This window comes from Stenotrophomonas sp. YJH_SMC_101-4 (genome assembly GCF_059370395.1).
The window spans coordinates 690,837-705,705 of sequence record NZ_JCAFTP010000002.1 but is presented as its reverse complement, the minus strand read 5'-3'; the positions used below and the strand labels follow the sequence as shown (position 1 = coordinate 705,705).

Annotated in this window: 15 protein-coding genes; 3 read left to right on the top strand and 12 right to left on the bottom strand. The window is 68.8% G+C overall.

Annotated elements, in window-relative coordinates; translation table 11 throughout:
- Nucleotides 1-10: 10 nt before the first annotated feature.
- From uvrC to AC5P8D_RS09395, 11 genes are all read right to left on the bottom strand, one after another.
- Nucleotides 11-1,855: an excinuclease ABC subunit UvrC gene (uvrC, locus tag AC5P8D_RS09445; protein ID WP_099559611.1), complete on the bottom strand. Its 1,845-nt coding sequence runs from the start codon at nucleotides 1,853-1,855 to the stop codon at nucleotides 11-13.
- Nucleotides 1,852-3,264 carry a hypothetical protein gene (locus tag AC5P8D_RS09440; protein WP_099559612.1) on the bottom strand — a complete coding sequence of 471 codons (1,413 nt, stop codon included), beginning with the start codon at nucleotides 3,262-3,264 and terminating at the stop codon, nucleotides 1,852-1,854. The genes uvrC and AC5P8D_RS09440 overlap by 4 nt, the downstream gene beginning before the upstream one ends.
- Nucleotides 3,261-3,749, bottom strand: a complete 489-nt coding sequence (locus AC5P8D_RS09435) for a low molecular weight protein-tyrosine-phosphatase (protein WP_019337178.1) — start codon at nucleotides 3,747-3,749, stop codon at nucleotides 3,261-3,263. The genes AC5P8D_RS09440 and AC5P8D_RS09435 overlap by 4 nt, the downstream gene beginning before the upstream one ends.
- On the bottom strand, nucleotides 3,746-4,519 hold the full coding sequence (gene kdsB / locus AC5P8D_RS09430) for a 3-deoxy-manno-octulosonate cytidylyltransferase (protein WP_019337177.1): 774 nt from the start codon (nucleotides 4,517-4,519) through the stop codon (nucleotides 3,746-3,748). Before kdsB ends, AC5P8D_RS09435 begins: the two co-directional genes overlap by 4 nt.
- A 74-nt stretch (nucleotides 4,520-4,593) precedes the next feature.
- Nucleotides 4,594-5,613, bottom strand: a complete 1,020-nt coding sequence (gene lpxK, locus AC5P8D_RS09425) for a tetraacyldisaccharide 4'-kinase (RefSeq protein WP_049436561.1) — start codon at nucleotides 5,611-5,613, stop codon at nucleotides 4,594-4,596.
- The gene (msbA, locus tag AC5P8D_RS09420) at nucleotides 5,613-7,361 is read right to left on the bottom strand and encodes a lipid A export permease/ATP-binding protein MsbA (RefSeq protein ID WP_010486079.1); all 1,749 of its coding nucleotides are present in this window, start codon (nucleotides 7,359-7,361) and stop codon (nucleotides 5,613-5,615) included. Before msbA ends, lpxK begins: the two co-directional genes overlap by 1 nt.
- On the bottom strand, nucleotides 7,358-7,780 hold the full coding sequence (locus tag AC5P8D_RS09415; protein ID WP_010486080.1) for an ExbD/TolR family protein: 423 nt from the start codon (nucleotides 7,778-7,780) through the stop codon (nucleotides 7,358-7,360). The genes msbA and AC5P8D_RS09415 overlap by 4 nt, the downstream gene beginning before the upstream one ends.
- A gap of 3 nt (nucleotides 7,781-7,783) precedes the next feature.
- A complete protein-coding gene (locus AC5P8D_RS09410) occupies nucleotides 7,784-8,446 on the bottom strand; it encodes a MotA/TolQ/ExbB proton channel family protein (RefSeq protein ID WP_019337175.1) in 663 nt (220 codons plus the stop codon).
- A 3-nt stretch (nucleotides 8,447-8,449) separates the two neighbouring features.
- Nucleotides 8,450-10,846 (bottom strand): DNA internalization-related competence protein ComEC/Rec2, encoded by a 2,397-nt coding sequence (locus tag AC5P8D_RS09405; protein WP_329840748.1) that lies wholly within the window; start codon nucleotides 10,844-10,846, stop codon nucleotides 8,450-8,452.
- A 59-nt stretch (nucleotides 10,847-10,905) separates the two neighbouring features.
- On the bottom strand, nucleotides 10,906-12,249 hold the full coding sequence (locus AC5P8D_RS09400) for a sensor histidine kinase (RefSeq protein ID WP_126560704.1): 1,344 nt from the start codon (nucleotides 12,247-12,249) through the stop codon (nucleotides 10,906-10,908).
- 1 nt (nucleotide 12,250) lies between these two features.
- Nucleotides 12,251-12,922 carry a response regulator transcription factor gene (locus AC5P8D_RS09395; RefSeq protein ID WP_010486084.1) on the bottom strand — a complete coding sequence of 224 codons (672 nt, stop codon included), beginning with the start codon at nucleotides 12,920-12,922 and terminating at the stop codon, nucleotides 12,251-12,253.
- A gap of 145 nt (nucleotides 12,923-13,067) precedes the next feature.
- Here AC5P8D_RS09395 and AC5P8D_RS09390 point away from each other — a divergent pair, with 145 nt between their 5' ends.
- Both AC5P8D_RS09390 and AC5P8D_RS09385 read left to right on the top strand, forming a co-directional pair.
- Nucleotides 13,068-13,835: a MipA/OmpV family protein gene (locus AC5P8D_RS09390; protein WP_191863144.1), complete on the top strand. Its 768-nt coding sequence runs from the start codon at nucleotides 13,068-13,070 to the stop codon at nucleotides 13,833-13,835.
- Between the two features lie 30 nt (nucleotides 13,836-13,865).
- Nucleotides 13,866-14,150, top strand: a complete 285-nt coding sequence (locus AC5P8D_RS09385) for a hypothetical protein (RefSeq protein WP_019337170.1) — start codon at nucleotides 13,866-13,868, stop codon at nucleotides 14,148-14,150.
- Nucleotides 14,151-14,195: 45 nt separating this feature from the next.
- Here the strand turns inward: AC5P8D_RS09385 and AC5P8D_RS09380 are convergent, their stop codons facing one another.
- A complete protein-coding gene (locus AC5P8D_RS09380) occupies nucleotides 14,196-14,336 on the bottom strand; it encodes a hypothetical protein (RefSeq protein WP_010486087.1) in 141 nt (46 codons plus the stop codon).
- Between the two features lie 183 nt (nucleotides 14,337-14,519).
- Here AC5P8D_RS09380 and AC5P8D_RS09375 point away from each other — a divergent pair, with 183 nt between their 5' ends.
- Nucleotides 14,520-14,852, top strand: coding sequence for a hypothetical protein (locus AC5P8D_RS09375; protein ID WP_049482933.1), 333 nt, complete (start codon nucleotides 14,520-14,522; stop codon nucleotides 14,850-14,852).
- Nucleotides 14,853-14,869: the final 17 nt, after the last annotated feature.

The following is a 14,869-nucleotide window of genomic DNA, read 5'->3' as shown; positions in this document are numbered from 1 at the left end:
GCTTCTCTCTCTACTCGGCCGCATCAGGCGTGGCCAACCCGTGCAGGTTAGCGTAGATACGTGCCGCGAGGGCGTCATTGATGCCTTCCACCTTGGCGATTTCCGCTTCGCCAGCGGCTTTCAGGCCCACCAGGCCACCAAAATGCTTGAGCAGGCTGGCGCGGCGGCGGGGGCCGATACCGGGGATGTCCTCCAGCTTGCTGGTCATCCTCGCCTTCTGGCGGCGGCCGCGGTGGCCGGTGATGGCGAAGCGGTGGGCCTCGTCGCGCACCTGCTGGATGAACTGCAGCGCCGGATTGGCTGCGCCCGGGCGCAGTTCGCGGCCATCGGGCATCACCAGTGCTTCGTGGCCGGCGCGGCGCTCCACGCCCTTGGCCACGCCCACCAGCAGCACGCCTTCCACGCCCAGGTCGGCCAGTGCGGCCTGCGCCTGTGCCAGCTGCCCGGCGCCACCGTCGATCAGCAGCACGTCCGGCAGCACGCCCTGCTCTTCCACCGCACGGCGGAAGCGGCGGTCGATGGCCTGGCGCATGGCGGCGTAGTCATCGCCTGGCTCGATGCCGCTGATGTTGAAGCGGCGGTACTGCGCACGCACCGGGCCGGCCGCATCGAACACCACGCACGAGGCCACGGTAGCCTCGCCCAGGGTGTGGCTGATATCGAAACACTCGACCCGCTTGACCGGCTCGGCCAGGCCCAGCATCTCGCGCAGCGCATCACTGCGCGCGTGCTGCGCGTTGCGGCTGTTGAGTTCGGTGGCCAGGGTCAGCTGCGCGTTGCGGCTGGCCAGTTCCACGTAGCCGGCGCGCTCGCCGCGCACGCTCCACTTCAGCTGCACCTTGCGTTCGGCCGAGGCCGACAGCGCGGCAACCAGCAGGTCCGCGTCGGGAATCTCGCGGTCCAGCAGGATCTCGCGCGGCGGCTCGAATTCGATGTAGTACTGCGAGACGAACGCGGCCAGCACCTCTTCCGGGCTTTCTTCACCGTTGGTGCGCGGGAAGAACGGACGGGTACCAAGGTTGCGGCCATCACGGAACGCCAGCAGCAGCACGCAGGCCTGAGACCCCTGCATGGTCACCGCCAGCACGTCCAGGTCGGCGGCGCGGCCATCCACGTACTGCCGGGTCTGCATGCTGCGCAGCGAGGAAATCAGATCGCGCAGACGCGCAGCCTGCTCGAATTCCAGTGCCTCGCTGGCGGCCTGCATCTGCTCGCCCAGCTCGCGGGTGAGTTCGTCGCTCTTGCCTTCGAGGAACAGCGCGGCGCGGCGTACCGACTCGGCATACTCCGCTGCCGGCACCAGCTCCACGCAGGGCGCGCTGCAGCGTCCGATCTGGTACTGCAGGCACGGCCGCGAGCGGTTTCGGAACACGCTGTCCTCGCAGCTGCGCAGCTTGAACAGCTTGTGCATCAGGTTCAGCGTTTCGCGCACTGCGGTCACGCCGGGATACGGCCCGAAATAGCGACCGGGAATGGCGCGCGGACCACGATGCAGCGCGATGCGCGGCCAGTCCTCGCGGGTCAGCAGCACATGCGGGTAGGTCTTGTCGTCGCGCAGCGAGACGTTGTAGCGCGGCGACAGCGACTTGATCAGCTGGTTTTCCAGCAGCAGCGCCTCGGCTTCCGAGCGCGTCACGGTCACGTCCATGCGCGTGATCTGCGAGATCATCGACATGATCCGCGCGTTCTTCGGGCTGCCGTTGAAATAGCTGCCGACGCGATTGCGCAGCGCGCGCGCCTTGCCCACGTACAGCAGAGTGTCGTCGGCCGCGTACATGCGGTATACGCCGGGGGCGGTGCTGAGCTGGGCCGCGAAGGCCTTGCCATCGAAGACCGGAGCAGGAACGTCGGTCATTCGCTGATCGGCACTTCGCTGAGCACGCCGCTGTCGGGGTCGAATCGCAGCACGGCGTGGGCGTCGGTCTCGGCGATCCACACCGCACCGGCACCTACCGCCAACCCCGCCGGGCCATGCAGGCGGCGTGGCAGCGGTTGGGTGGTCAGTTCGCCACCGCCCAGGCGCAGCGTGCGCAGGCGACCGTTGCCGGTATCGGCAATCCACAGCAGCGGGGCGTCCGAGCTCAAGGCGATCGCCTGCGGGAACTGCAGGCTGGCGTCCGCGCGCGGGCCGTCTTCACTGCCGAAGCGCCATGGCCCCTGCCCGACCAGCGTCTGCACCAGGTCGCCGCGCAGCTGCAGTGCGCGGATCGAGGATCCCAGTGCATCGGCGACGTACAGCACCTGCTGCACTACGGCCAGCGCAGTCGGTTGTGCGAACGCGGCCAGATGGCCGCTGCCATCACGCTCGTCGATGGAACCACTGCCCGCGCGCCATTGCAGGCTGCGCTGGCCCAGGTGGTAGCTCCAGATGCGGTTGTCGCCGGCCATGGCGATGTGCAGCTGGTTGTCGGCGATGGCCAGCCCGACCGGATGGTCCAGCGAGACCTGCCGGGCCTGCGCGACCGGACCTTCCACCGGCGCACCGGGACGGCCATTGCCGCACAGCGTGTCGACGATGCCGGTCAGCAGGTTGATGCGGCGCACGGCGTGGTTGCCGGTGTCGGCGACGTACAGCGCATCGCGTTCCAGCACCAGCGCCTGCGGGCGGTGGAACGCCGCTTCGGCGAGGTTGCCGTCCATGAAATCGGCGGTACCGAGGCCGAACTGGCGCAGGATGCGGCCGCCATGGCTGCATTCGAGGATGCGGTGATGGCCGCTGTCGGCGATGTAGAGGCGCTCGGTACTGACCGCCAGGCCCAGCGGGAAGCGCAGTGCCTGGCGGGGCTCCGGATGCAGCTCGCTACCGCCACGCGGCGGCGCCGACGGCGCACCCTCGCACAGCGCATTCAAGGCACGCTCCAGTTCGCCGGGCGCGCCCTGCCCGACCAGCCGCTGCTGTTCGCGGCCCTGCGCATCCAGCAGCACCAGGGTTGGCCAGGCGGTGATCCCGAAGCGGCGCCAGCCATCCCAGTCGGCATCGAGCAGGACCGGCATCGTCAGGCCCTGGCGACGCAACAGCTTCAGTGCGGCACCGGCGTCGCGTTCGAAGTCGAAGCGCGGCACCTGCAGCACCAGCGGCTGCAACTTGCCGGGGTGGCGCGACAGCCATTGGCCAAACTCGGCCAGGCGTTGCGCGCTCCAGGCGGAGGCGGCGTTGACGAACAACAGCGCCACCGGCCGACCGCGCAGTTCGGTCAGGGTGCAGGGGGTGGCATTGAGCCAGGTGGCGAACTCGGGCAGGTCCGGGACGGGCTGGACGTTCATGGCCCGATTATGCCGGAGTCGGCGTCATGCAACAGTCGTGCCACGGCACGTTTTGCAGCATTGTCGACCAATGTCCAGACCTGTTCGAAATGATCACTGCCGCCGGTGTAGGGATCCGGGATCGCCACCCGGCCCTCTCCGCCCGACCATGGCAGGTACAGTGCCAGGCGTTCGCGCTGGGCCGGTGTGGCGATACGGCCGGCATCACGCAGGTTGGCCTCGTCGGCGCACAGGATCCAGTCGAAACGTTCGAAATCCACAGCCTGCAGCTGGCGTGCACGCAGGCCGCCGATGTCCACGCCGTGCCCGGCCGCGCAGGCGATCGCACGCCGGTCCGGCGGCTCGCCCACATGCCAGTCGCCGGTGCCGGCCGAATCCACCTGCACCCGCCCGGCCAGCGGCGAGGCCTCCAGGCGTGCGCGCAGCGCACCTTCGGCCATCGGCGAACGGCAGATGTTGCCGAGGCAGACGACCAGCAGCTTCATCGTGCCGCCAGCGTCTGCAGCAGTGCTTCGGCGCGCTCCAGGTCCTCGGGCGTGTCGATGCCCGGCGGGAACGGTTCCGGCGAGATCGCCACGCTGATCGGGAAGCCCGCTTCCAGCACGCGCAGCTGCTCCAGCGATTCGACCTGCTCCAGCTGGCCCGGCGGCATCGCCGCGAACTGCTGCAGGAAACCGGCGCGATAGCCGTAGATGCCAATGTGACGCAGCCAGTTGTGACCGGCCGGCAACGTGTCACGGCTGCGTGCGAAGCCATCGCGGTGCCAGGCGATCGGCGCGCGGCTGAAGTACATCGCCTCGTTGCGCACGTTGCGCACCAGCTTCACCACGTTCGGATCGAACAGGGTTTCTGCATCCTCCACGGCGGTCGCCAGGGTCGACATCGGCGCATTGCCGTCAACCAGCGCCTGGGCCACCGCACGGATACCCGCTGCGGGTGCAAACGGCTCGTCGCCCTGCAGGTTGACCACCACGGTGTCGTCAGCCCAGCCGGCGATGCGCGCGCACTCGGCCAGGCGGTCGGTGCCGGAGGCATGCGAGGTGGCGGTCATTGCCACCTTCACTTCGGCCAGGCCGGACAGTGCGTCGGCAATGCGTTGATCGTCGGTAGCGACCCAGACCTCGCCGGCACCGGCCTGCAGCGCGCGGCGCGCCACATGCAGCACCAGCGGCTCACCGCCCAGCAGGCGCAGCGGCTTGCCCGGCAGCCGCGAGGCGGCATAGCGGGCCGGGATGGCGACGACGAATTCGGTCATGGGGCGGTACTCGGCAGGCTCGTTACAACGGGAATGCGGCCGGCGGCGCATGAATGCAAGCGCCGCCGTGCCACTCAGTTCGGTCGCAGCTTGTCCAGGCGGTCGGTCAACGCCACCCAGAACGCGGCAGGCAGCTCGGCGCGCAGCGGGACCGCGTAGTGCCAGTCATTGCCGAACGCCCGGCATTTCACCGCGTCCTTCTCGGTCATCAGCACCGGCAGCTGGCTGCCAAAGGACAGGTCCTGCGGCTGATAGGCCTGATGGTCGGCGAAGGCGTGCGGCACCACGCCGATGCCTCGCGCGCGCAGCATGTCGAAAAAGCGCTGCGGGTGGGCGATGCCGGCCACGGCGTGCACACGCTGGCCCTTGAAGTACGACAGTGGACGGGCACGGCCACCGGCCAGCGGCTGCGCGCTGTCGATGTGCAGGGCCATCGGCCACTGGCCGAAACCACAGGCCTGGGCCGCAGATTCCTCATCGGCCTGGCCGAGATTCACCACGCGGAAATCGCACTCGCTGGCGCGGCTGACCGGCTCTCGCAGCGGTCCGGCCGGAATCATCCGGCCATTGCCGTAGCGGCGCTGCGCATCGACCACTTCGATCTCGATGTCGCGCGCCAGCCGGTAGTGCTGCAGGCCGTCGTCGCAGACGATCACATCGCAGCCGGCCTCGATCAGCGCCTTGCCGGCAGCAACGCGATCACTGTCCACGCGTACCGGCACGCCTGTCTTCCAGGCAATCAGCACCGGTTCGTCACCGCCCTTGGCGGTCGGCGTATCGGCCTTCACCCACAGCGGTTTGTCCGCATCTTCGCGGCCGTAGCCACGACTGGCCACGCCCGGCTTCCAGCCGGCGGCACGCAGGCGCTCCACCAGCGCGATGGTCAGCGGCGTCTTGCCAGTCCCACCGGCGGTGATGTTGCCAACCACGATGACCGGCACCGGCAGCGTGTAGCGCTTGCGCCAGCCACGCCGATAGGCGCGCCGGCGCAGCGCGGTGACGCCGGCATACAGCGGCGCCAGCAGTCGCATCGCCCACGGAACCGGGCTGCCGTCGTACCAGTACGGCGGGGTCTGGGTACCCTTGCCGGCCATCAGTCCTGCCTTTCGCGGAACTGCATGCTGTGCAGATGCTGGTAGAGGCCACCCATGGTGAGCAGCTCCTTGTGGGTACCGCGCTCGACGATGCGACCGTGGTCCATCACCAGCACCTGGTCTGCATGCTCGATGGTCGACAGGCGGTGCGCGATGACCAGCGTGGTGCGCTCGGGCATCAATCGCTGCAGCGCGTCCTGCACCAGGCGCTCCGATTCGTTGTCGAGCGCTGCGGTGGCTTCATCGAGGATCAGGATCGGCGCGTCGCGCAGGATCGCACGGGCGATCGCCAGGCGCTGGCGCTGGCCGCCGGACAGCAGCGCGCCGTTCTCGCCCACCGGGGTCTGCAGCTGCTGCGGCATGCGCGCGATGAACTCCCAGGCGTTTGCGGCTTCGGCCGCCGCTCGGATCTGTTCATCGGTCGCGTCCATGCCATAGGCGATGTTCGCGCCAATGGTGTCATCGAACAGCATGACCTTCTGCCCGACCATCGCCACCTGGCGACGCAGGTCGGCCAGCGGATAGTCATCCAGTGCCACGCCATCGAGAGTGATGCGCCCGCCGCTGGGTTCATAGAAGCGCGGCACCAGCCGGATCAGGCTGGTCTTGCCACTGCCGGACCGACCGACGATGGCAGTGACCGTACCCGGCTTGGCCACGAAGCTGATGTCGTCCAGGGCGATGCCACTGTCTTCGCGGTAACGCAGCATGACGTGCTCGAAGGCCAGTTCGCCGCGCACGCGCTGCACCGTGTTGCGGCCATCGTCGCGCTCGACCGGCATGTCGAGGATGTCGAACAGGCGCTCGGCGGCGGACACACCGCGGGAGATCGAGGACTGCACGCTGGTCAGGCGGCGCAGCGACGGGATGATCGCCGTCATCGAGATCATCAGGCCCATGAACTGGCCGGCATTGAGGCGGCCTGCCAGTGCTTCGCGGGTCGACACCCAGACGATCACCGCCAGCGCCAGCGCGGCCAGGAACTGGACCACGCTGGAGGCACCGGCACGGGTGATTTCCACCTTCATGTTCAGCGCCAGCATGCGGTTGGCCAGGCGCGAGTAGCGCGACATTTCGTGCTGCTGGGTGCCGTGCACCTTCACTTCCTGCTGGGCCGCCAGCGACTGCTCGGCGGTCTGCGCCATCGTGCCCATGCCGTCCTGGATGCCACGGCTGATGCGCCGGTAGCGCTTGCCGACGTAGGACACGATCACGCCGATCATCGGCACCACCACCAGCATGGCCACGGTCACCTTGACACTCATCTGCAGCATCACCGCCAGCATGGCGATGATGGTCAGGGTGTCGGCAACCACGGTCTTGAGCGCATCGGCACTGGCCTGGGTGACCTGCTCGGTATCGAAGTTCAGGCGGCTGACCATCACCGGCGTCGATTCGGTATCGAAATGCGAGGACGGCAGGTGCAGGTACTTGGCCAGCACCTGTTCACGCAGGTCACGCACCACGCTGCGACCGGTCTTGGCCAGCGCGTAGTCGCTCACCCAGGTGGCGGCGCTGCGCATCAGGAACAGACCAAGGATGGTCAGCGGCAGGATCACCGCCATTTTCGGTTCGGGGTTGACGAAGCCGCGGTTGACCAGCGGCTCCATCAGCTTGGTGAAGTGGTAGCCGGCCACCGACTCCACTGCCATGGCGATGACAGCGGCGACCATCATGCCCCAGTAGGCACGGGTGTATCCCAGCAGACGTTTGTAGATCGGCCACACCGGCGCGTGTTTGGAACTCATGGACGCACCTCGGGTGCTGTTGCAATGGCAATACGGCGGAAGCCGAGCTGACCGAGCGCATCCTGCGCGGTCACCACGGCCTGATAGGGCGTGCGGGCATCGGCACGCAACAGCACCGGCTGGGTGCGGTCGCTGCCGGCAACGGCCGCGATGGTCTGCTTGACCGACTCGACGTCGTTGCGCAGCACTTCCTGGTCATTGATGAAGTAGCGGCCTTCGGCGTTGATCAGCACGCTCAACGAGCGCGGTGGCTCATTGCTGGGCTGCTGGCTGGCCGTGGGCAGCTCCACCTGGAGTGTCGAGCGCGCGTCGAAGGTGGTGGTGACCACGAAGAAGATGATCAACACCAGGATGACGTCGATCAGTGGCACCAGGTCGATATGCGGCTCATCCTGGGATCGGTCGTTGCCGATACGCATCGATCAGGCCTTCGCCGTCGCCGCGCCGGCCGGGCGCGTGGCAGCAGCAGGGTTCATCACCCCGGGTCGGCCATCCAGCGTATCCAGCAGCGCGCTGGCTTCCTGCTCCATCTCCACCACGTAACCGTGGATGCGGCCCTTGAAGTAGCGGTGGAACATCAGCGCCGGAATGGCGACGATCATGCCGGTGGCGGTGCACACCAGCGCCTTGCCGATACCACCGGCCAGCTGGTTCACATCACCCACGCCGTGGTCGAGGATGCCCAGGAACATCTGGATCATGCCGATCACCGTGCCCAGCAGCCCCAGCAGCGGTCCGGCCGAAGCGATGGTGCCCAGCGCGTTGAGGAAACGCTCCATGCGGTGCACCAGGTGGCGGCCGGTGTCTTCGATGCGCTCGCGGATCTGGTCGCGCGGGCGGTTGCGGGCTTCCAGTGCGGCAGCCAGCAGCGCGCCCAGCGGCGAGTTCGCGCGCAGGGTCTGCAGGTGGGCCGGGTCGAGCTTGCCGCGTGCCGCCCAGTTGCGCACTTCCTGGCCGAGGCCGGGCGGCAGCACTTCAGTACGCCGCAGGGACCAGAAACGCTCCAGGATGATCGCCAAAGCCAGTACGCCCAACAGCAGCAGCGGCACCATCGGCCAGCCACCGGCCTTGACCAGTTCCCACACGTTTCAACCCTCCGGCCCAACGGCCGCTTGTCCGATCGGGGATAGGATAGCAGCCGACCGCGCCCGCCCAGCGGCATCCCACCAGCGGGATGCGTGGATGCGCTGTTCACGCAGCTGCAGCCCTTGTGCGCCAAGCCATATGCGGATCGCCCCGGAATCGGCCGTGGCCAGTACCTCGGCCCCTTGCGCCTGCCAGCGCTGGACCACGTCCTGGCGAGGGTGCCCGAAGCGGTTGCGGTGCCCGGCCGAGACCACCGCCAGCCGTGGCGCCACAGCCTCGACCCACGGCGCGCTGGAGCTGCCGCCGCTGCCATGGTGGGGCACCAGCACCACATCCGCCTTCAGCGCTGCCGGAGACGCCTCCAGCAGCGTCCGCTCGGCCGGCCGGCCGATGTCACCCGGCAGCAGGACCGCGCCGTGGCGGCTGGCGATGCGCAGCACGCAGCTGTCCTCGTTTTCGGCCTGACGGCTGCCAGGCGCCGGGTGCAGGACCTGGAAATCTACCCCGTCCCACTGCCAGCGCAGCCCCTGCTGGCAGGGCGTGGCGCCAGCGATGGTGCTGCCCGGTGACGCCAGCAGCTGCAGTCCGGGCAGCTGCCGTCGCAGGCTGGACAGGCTGCCGGTGTGATCAAGATGGTCATGGCTGAGCATCACCTGCCGGGGCGGCCCCTGGCCGAGCGCGCGCAGGGCCGGGACCAGAATCCGTTCGTTGCCTTCGCCGCCGGTCGGCGGCCCCACGTCGTACCAGAGCGCGTGCCGCGCCGTACGCACCAGCACCGCAGTGCCCTGCCCTACGTCATGCACCAGCAGCTCCAGTTCTCCTTCGGCCGGTGCATGCCGGGCGGGCCACAGCAGCGGCAGGCACAGCAGCAGGCCCGCCAGGCCACCGCCGGCGCCGCGTGGCAGCAGCCACCAGAACACCCCGGCCAGTGCCGCCGGTACCGCCCAGCGCGGCGCCTCAGCCAACCACCACATCGCCTGCGGGTGCAGCGCCAGTGGCTGCAGCGCCTGCCAGCTCAGCTCGAACAGCCAGGCCGCGGCACGCCAGGCCCAGCGCCCGGCACCGTCGTGCAGCACCTGCAGCGCGGTACCCAGCAACGACAACGGCACCACCAGCAGGGTCCACCACGGAATGATCGGCAGATTGACCAGCGGCCCCAAGCGCGCGGTGCCGCCGAACAGGGCCACGCACAGCGGCAACAGGCCGAGGCTGGCCACGCCCTGCGCGGCCAGGAAGCCACGCAGGCCCCCACCGGCGCCCTCGGGCCCGGTTCGCGGCAGGCACCACAGCAGCCACAGCACGCCGCCAAAGCTGAGCCAGAAGCCGGCCGACAGCACCGACAGCGGCGCCGGCAGCAGCATCACCATCGCGGCCAGGGCCAGCCCCTGCCCCGCACCCACCGGGCGACGTCCGGCACGGGCCAGTGCCACCAGCCCGATCATCAGCGCCGCACGGACCGTTGGCAGCGCGCCGCCGGCTGCCACGGCATAGGCGGCTGCGGCCAGCGCCGCGCCCCATGCCGCCGCCTGCGGCCGTGGCCAGTACCGTCCCAGCACTGGGCACAGCCACCACGACACGCGGCACAGCAGCACGCCGAAACCCGCCACCACGCCCACGTGAAACCCGGAAATGGCGACCAGATGGGTCAGGCCCAGCGCGCGCAGGTGTTCCCAGTCGGCATCGGACAGGCCGCGGGTGTCGCCCAGGGCCAAGGCCTGCACGAACCGCGCGGCAGGATGTGCCACCTGCGTGGCGATGGCATCACTGCTGCGCTCGCGCCAGGCCGGCAGGCCCTGCGCAGGCGCCTGCTCACGGGCAGCGCCCGGGTCGCGCACCGTGCCATTGCCGGAGATACCACGCAGCAATGCATGGCGTTCGCCATCGAAGCCGCCGGGATTGATCCGCGAGCGTGGCGCACGCACGCGCAGCGACAACTGCCAATGCGCCCCGGCACGAACCGCATGGCGCCCGCCGGCCTCGTGCGCTGACGATCCGCGCCACGGGTCGTTCCAGGTGACCTGCAGGCGCTTGCCGCGCAGCACTGGCAGCGTATCGGCCTCCTCCACGTGCAGCACGAAACGCGTGTAACCGGGGCCTCTCTGCGGAAGATCGGCCACCCGCCCGCGCACCTGCACATCCTGCGGCGGCGCGTCGGGTGGAAGCTGGTCGTGCAGGGCCCACTGCCCGTGCACTGTTGCCCATGCCAGGCCGAGCATGACTGCAGCCCAGGTGCGGCCTCGCCAGCGCAGCAGCCAGCCCGCGCCGCCTGCAACCGCCATCGGCACGCTCAGCCACAGCGGCAGCAACGCCGGCATCTGCACGCAGGCCAGCGCGCCCAGCACCAGGCCGGCGGCGCAGCCGGGGCCGAACAGGGCCGGCGCGGAACGTTCGGAAACCATTCCAGCAGCCTGCCGCCGGGCGCGACAGGTTGCCTATCGGGGTTTTCCCCGCGCGGCTGTCAGCGCCGGACGGTGCCGCGGTGGAAATTGACCCGGAAGCTGGCACCACCGCCAGCGGCCTCGCCGACACTGACCGAGCCGCCGTGGTGCTGCACGATTTCCTTCACCAGATGCAGGCCCAGGCCACTGCCACTGCCCGCCGCGCGCAGGCGATGGAACGGCTCGAAGATCGCTTCACGATCGCTCACCGGAATACCGGCACCCTGATCGCTGACTTCCAGCAGGCCACGTGCATCCAGGCGCACGCAGATGGTGCCGCGTCCGCCGCCGTGGACAATGGCGTTGTGCACCAGGTTGGCGATCACCCGTCCCAGCGCCAGGCTGTCGCCGTGGATCCACACCGGCATCTCAGGTGCATCCACTTCGAAGCCGTAGCCGGCACCGACCACCAGCGGCGCCAGATCGGCGGCCGCTTCACGCACCAGCAGCGCCAGATCCAGCCGCTGCAGTGCGCCGACATTGCGATCAAGTCGCTGCAGGTCAAGCAGGTGCTCGGCGACGTTGCCGAGCCGCGCCACGTCGGTCAGCAGCTGCGACTTCAGCTCGCCCTGCGGCAGCTGCGACAGGCGCGCCTGCACCACTGCAATCGGCACACGCAGCTCGTGCGCGGCATCGGCAAGGAACTTGTCACGCGCTGCATAGCCCTGCTGCACCTTGTCGATCGCGTCGTTGAAGGCTTCGACCAACGGCGCGACCTCGGTCGACACCAGCTGCGCATCCAGCCGCGCACCCGGCTGGCCGATATCCAGCTCCTTGGCCTGTTGCGCGGAGCGGCGCACGCCACGCATCGCGCGGTGGATCACGGTCGGCATCACCAGCAGCGTGACCACGATCAGCGGCAGGAAGAACCACAGGCCGATCAGACGCAGCACCATCAGCGCGCCATCCAGCAGCCCGCCCTTCGGCGCCCCGCCCACCATCACCGTGATGCGCCGTCCATCCTCGTTGCGGATCATCACCCGCGCCACATCCAGGTAGGGCGGCACCAGCGAACCGAGTTCGGTCGCGCCCAGCGTCGGCAACCGCGCCAGCAGCGGCGCGTGGATCGCCGGAATCGTGCCGCGCTCCAACCAGCCCCCCTTGTCGTCGACTGCCGCGAACCAGAGGTTGCCGCCGGCACTGGCATCGAGCTTTTCCCAGCGCGCCTGGTCCAGCACCAGCCGGCCACCATCGCTGTGCACCGCCTTGGCCACCGCCTCGGCCATGAACATGTCCATGCCCCAGGTGTCCTTGTCACCCCAGGTCAGGATCAACGCAACCACAGCGAACAGCACGGTGAAGGCCTGCGCCAGGAACAACCGCCAGGCCAGCCCAAGCGTGATGGAGCGGATAGGACGTGCCATCTCAGGCCTCCGCCAGCAGGTAGCCGACGCCGCGGATCACGTGGATCTCCACGCCGGCCCCGGCCTGCTGCAGCGCCTTGCGCAGCTTGGAGATATGCGCGTCCAGTGCATTGGACTGGATCTCGTCATCGAAACCGTACACTGCCGCCTCCAACGCGCTGCGGGTGACGGTGCGTCCCTGTCGCATCGCCAGCGCCTGCAGCACCAGCACCTGGCGCCGGGGCAGCGCCAACAGCTGGCCCTCCACCTGCGCCTGCAGCGATTCGAAGTCGAATTCCAGCCGGCCCAGATGCAGGCTTGGCGTCACCATCGCCGAGGGCCGGCGCGAGACCGCGCGGATCCGCGCCATCAGCTCCTCGATCGCCACCGGCTTCACCAGGTAGTCATCGGCACCGACGTCCAGCCCCTCGACCTTGTCCGACAGCGTGCCCTTGGCGGTCAGCATGATCACCGCCAGATTCGGGCGCAGCGCGCGCGCGGTGGCGACGAAAGCCACGCCATCACCATCGGGCAGCTGGCGGTCGAGCAGCATCAGCTGGTGCACCGGCTCGCGCAGCGCGATCGCGGCTTCGGCCAGGCTGCCGACCACGTCGGCGACCACGCCCTGCCGCTCCAGGCCCGATTGCAGGGCACGGGACAGATCGGGATCGTCTTCGACCAGGAGGATGCGCATCAGGGGCTCGGCTACCGGAAACGGTGCCGATCATAGTGCCTGGCGCCGGCTTTGGGCGCCTTCGCGTGCCGAATGCCAAGGCGCAATGTTCTGACAATGTTGTGGCCGCACCATGCACAGCCATCCCCCGCAAAGTGGCTGATCGATGCCGTCGCTGTCCCCGACCCTGCTGCGCCCGTTGCTGTTCTCCGCTGCCATCGGCCTCCCGTTGATCACCCACGCCGCCGACCGGAACCCGGGGGTGCAGGCCGGTATCAGTGCCGGCGCGACCTCAGGGGCCTACGCCCACTACGACGTCAAGCCGCTGGTCGTACCGTCCATTGCCTGGCAGGGCGAGCGCTTCTTCGCCAGCCCCGGCTCGCTCGGCATGTACCTGTACAAGCGCGAAGGCCTGCGCCTGTCGGCGGCGGTCACGCCCTACACGCTGCGCTTCAAGACCGACGACGTGAACGATCCTCAGCTGCGTCGCCTGCACAGCCGGCAGATGTCCGCCATGGCCGGCATCAATGGTGAATACAGCGCCGACTGGGGCATCGTCGAGGCCAGCGTGATGCGCGAGGTCACCGACCACGGAGGTGGCATGGAATCGCGCCTGCACTACAGCTATCCGATCCAGGCCGGTCGCTTCACCTGGGTGCCCAAGGTCGGCGTGGTGCACTCCAGTGCGCGCCTGCTCGACTACTACTACGGCATCACCGACGAAGAAGCGCTGCGCTCGGGACTTGCCGCCTACAACCCGGGCAGCGCGACATCGCCGAGCCTGCAGATCGCGGTCAGTACGCCTCTGGGCACGAAGTGGCGCGCGACCGGCGTCGTCGCCAACCAGTGGTTCGGCGATGCCGTAAAGGACAGCCCGATGGCCCGTCGCGGCACGCAGACGTCGGCCTTCATTTCCCTGATGCGCTCGTTCTGATCGAGCGCCCGCAACGGACAAGGACCCCCCATGGCCTCCGTCTCCCCTGCTGCTGAAGCGCACGCGATCCTGCGTGCCCCGGACCTGGACAGCGCCGAGCGCGCCTACCTGGGGCTGCTGCCCGACCTGGAACACGTGAACGCACTGACGCGCCGCGCACTCGGCCTTTCGCGTGCCGCCGATGCGGCACGCGGCTATGCGTTGTCGATGACGCTGGTGGGATTGCGCCTGCAGGAACTTGAGATGGGCGAAGCAACCGCCAAGGAACATCGCCAGGCCACGCTGCGCAGCCTGCGCCAGGCCTTCAGCGCCTGAGCGCAGGCCAGCAACGCTGCCGGCGCTGCAGGGCAGTGGGAAGACTCAGCGGAATGTGGTCCACGCCAGCACCGCCGCCAGCAGGGCCACCCAGATCACCGCCTTGAAGGTACCCTCCAGCATGTTCCCGCCGAACAGCAGCTCGAGGATGGGATTGGGCCGGGAAACCGGAACGTGATCGCTCATGCGGCAGCTCCTTGCAGTGACGGCGCGATTGCGCGGTAGACCGAAGTCTACGCCTGCACGGCCCGGATTCATCGCCCCCCCGGCCGTCTTTGGCGGCTCAATTCCGGCCTTCGTCGCAGACCGGCTGCAGCACCCCACATGTCATGCCAGCCTGCGTGCACTTTCCCGCTGGAGCACCGTGCCATGCCGATGCTTGCCCTGATGCTGCTGCTCTCCAGCCTGTTCGGCGCTGGCAACGAGCCCACTGAAGAGGCCCTTCGCAGCCAGATCCTGATTGCCGAAACCCAGCGGCCGGAAGCCGTACGACAGGATTGCGGTTCGCCCTCCCTGCTGCTTTACCGGCTGCGCCAGGACCGGGTCCTGAGGCTGGCCAACCAGCCCGTGCAACGCGAACCCGCCGATGCCCAGCCCACGCGTGGTGCGACGGTTCGCGTTGCCCAGCTCTGGGAGCGCGTGGACGGCCACTGGAAGTTGCAGCGGATGATCAGCGTCGAAGATCTGGCCGTGCAACGCTGACCATGTGGAACCGTGGT